Genomic DNA, 3,081 nt, shown 5'->3' with positions numbered 1-3,081 from the left:
TTGCTTGCAATTATCTTATCTCTACTAGCTTTTACCTTAGCCTCATAAACACAGTTTCTTGCTTCTGTTGACGCTTCAGTTTCATACCAGTTAGTTTTATAAATAAAATAATCTATCAGGTGATCATTGATCTTGGTGAACCTTTGCCAAATCAAGCAAAGCATTAATAATCTCGCCTTTTTCTTGCTAAATGCGCGTACGCGATATGAGTCATAGTAATCACACAACTCAGAGTAATATTGTAAATTCTGTCTTGATATCCCTAACTCAGGAATCATGTGTTTTGACTTTTCAAACACTATCAAAATACTACTCTGTTTAGATAATTCTTTTTCCATTTCAGTGGTGGTTAGACCGTTGGGATCTTTTTTTAGCAAAGCAAGATCAGAAATCGTTTTTTCATTTGCAATAAGTCCATCAAGAGTTAATCGAGACGATTTATCTAAAAGATTTTCCAACTTTGTAAGCAGCCTATTTTCTTCTCGTGTAATGGCTTTTGATACCATTGATTGCAGTGTTGAATACTTTGGACGCACTACCTGATATTGCTCGCAGTAGTGTAATAATTCATCAAATATAAAGCGTGGCGTTAAATCTCGCTTTGATAAACGATTTGCTTGTCGTACTAATTCAATTTCAAATTGAGCGCTATGGCGAGAGTATCCATGCATTTCCATAATAAAATGCTGTGCAGCGTAATGCTTATTTTTATTGACCGCTTTATTTGGGATAGGTGACCGACAAAAATATCTGTTTAATATGTATTGCGCATCATCTTTAACTTCATGGAAATCAAAACGATAGAAATTGCGTTTTGCTCTAAAGTAGCCAATCTGTAGGATATAATTCAGCTTAACTCGAAGCTCAGGCTCTTTTGATAGGTATTGCTTATCTTCTGCAGTAATTTCAAATAACGACTCACGATCCTCATGATCAATTTTGGGTAACTTAAATAGCTCCTCAATTTCGTTTTCATTCAAAATCTTCAAGCTATTATAAATTGCCATTTAGTGTCCTCACTTATTCATGATTTTATCGCCAGCTGCTTTTAGTGTGCCATCACCATTTACATATTTATACAAGGTTGTAGTTGTCATCCCCAATCGTTTTGCAATATCTGATGATACGGCGTTTCTATCTGACATTGCTGCCATTGCCATTTTCAAAGTTGCTTTATCCATTTTTGTGGGTCTGCCACCTTTTCTGCCTCTTGCTCTAGCCGCAGCAAGACCTGCATAAGTTCGTTCGCGTATGAGTTCACGCTCATATTCAGCCAACGAAGCAAAAATACCAAAAATAAGGCGCCCATTTGCTGTTGTGGTATCAATTTGCGCACCATGTCCTTCTAAAACTTTAAAATTGATCTTTGACGCATGCAAATCATCAATCATTGTGACTAAGTCCTTCATATCACGACCAAGTCGATCTAACTTCCAGACCACTAATGTGTTACCTGGTTGCAAAGCCTTAAGGCAAGATTCAAGGCCAGGTCGTGAATCTTTTCTACTGGATGCATAATCATGATAAATTCTGTTCTCATCAACGCCCGCTTTTTTTAAAGCATCAATCTGCAAATCTAACGCTTGACTACCATCTGCTTTTGACACTCTGGCATAACCAATCATCATGATAAAAAACTCCTTAACCAATAAAGATAAATTGAATAATACAAATTAGTTTTGAATATTGCAATGGGTTTGCTTGTTGATTTTGAATTGAAATATGTGAATTATCAAACCGCCAAGAAAACGGTCGTTTAAATTGCAAAATCCATCATTTTGACCAAATTAGTGAATTGCATATTCATACTGGTGCAAAATTAATTCAGCATTAGTATAATATTATCAATCTGTAATGTGCATTATGAACTGGGGTAAACTATGCCTAACACAGCGTCTGAAAGTAGAGAAATTGCGAGAACCATAGGGAGTAACGTAGATAGTATTGAAGATAATGGAATATATGCATATCTGAATGGGAAGACTGACCATGATGGTCATTCTTGTTTTTGGATAAAAAAAGATAATCAGGTTAGAGTTGTTGAGTTAATGCTACTTTCCCGTGGACAAAAAAAAGAGTTGCGCAAGGGTGAAATTGAATTACCAGTGCCAAAAGTTAAAGATCAGACCCAAGATCCTGATTTTGGTATTCTTGATTATAATGACCCCATGCATTTGTTTAAATGCTCATATCCAGAGGAAAAGATAAAGCATGTAGCGGAAAAAGGAAATTTATTTAAATTAAATTTGAATGAAGATACGCTCAATACTTATATAAAAAATGAAAATGAAAAAATATGCCGCTCTCAATTAGGTTATGAACAATACACTTGTAACACCTATATGAGAAATATATTGAGTGGGTTACAAAAAGAGTTATGTTATGATAATGTATGTGATAATCAAAAATTTTTACAGAGACTATGTCAAAAAGCATCTACAAAGGTTCATGGTCGTTGGTTTTTAAATATTGCAGGAAAAAAGGTAGATACAGGAATTGGAAAGTATGTTGTTCCAGATAATATTGCCACAGCCATTGAAGCAAACAAAAAGAATATTTACTTAAAGCCTGAAGAGTATCAAGAAAAAATACTCAGCAGTATTGCTCAAGCCACAAAAAACATCAAAGCATCGTTAAGCCGAGATCAATGGACCGAGAATTTATATACGCAAGCTAAATCTGAAAAAAAGACCATGCCTGCTTCAATATTTTTTGATCAAATAATAAACGAAAGACACCATTCTAGTGATACAAATCATGCTCAAAAGTTATAAATTGAAAGTTTAAAGTTTTGTGAAAACGCTCAAAACCTTGATATTAAAGGGATTGTGGAAAGTGTACTTGCTAAATTTGACTGAAATAAAGATCGCTGTAACCCATATGAAACAAGGGCTAAGCATCATATCTGGGAAAAACCAGTGCTATCTGGAATTAACCCCTAATACCGACAGCCGAAAGAGTGCGATGTCACTTGCCATAATATAAGCTCCTGTTTTGTTGTTTTACCTGAAATTTTGATCACATTGGATCAACCATTTCGATTACAACACATTCACCGCAACAACAGGGATGACGATAGTG

Annotated in this window: 3 protein-coding genes; 1 reads left to right on the top strand and 2 read right to left on the bottom strand. The window is 35.1% G+C overall.

All coding sequences use genetic code 11. The features are described from left to right. Positions 1–1,007: DUF4158 domain-containing protein (locus ACTS4L_RS11165; RefSeq protein WP_440652055.1), on the bottom strand; the 1,007-nt coding region annotated here is incomplete at its 3' end. Between the two features lie 9 nt (positions 1,008–1,016). Beyond that, the gene (locus tag ACTS4L_RS11160) at positions 1,017–1,628 is read right to left on the bottom strand and encodes a recombinase family protein (protein ID WP_440617957.1); all 612 of its coding nucleotides are present in this window, start codon (positions 1,626–1,628) and stop codon (positions 1,017–1,019) included. A 252-nt stretch (positions 1,629–1,880) separates the two neighbouring features. On the opposite strand from ACTS4L_RS11160, the gene ACTS4L_RS11155 reads away from it, so the two are divergent. Continuing rightward, complete coding sequence (locus ACTS4L_RS11155; RefSeq protein ID WP_440617958.1) at positions 1,881–2,774, top strand: hypothetical protein; 894 nt, start codon at positions 1,881–1,883, stop codon at positions 2,772–2,774. Positions 2,775–3,081: the final 307 nt, after the last annotated feature.

The organism is Cysteiniphilum sp. 19S12-1, from assembly GCF_052030685.1.
GTDB lineage: Bacteria > Pseudomonadota > Gammaproteobacteria > Francisellales > Francisellaceae > Caedibacter.
The sequence above is the reverse complement of the archived record's forward strand: the minus strand, read 5'-3'. Positions and strand labels throughout refer to the sequence as shown.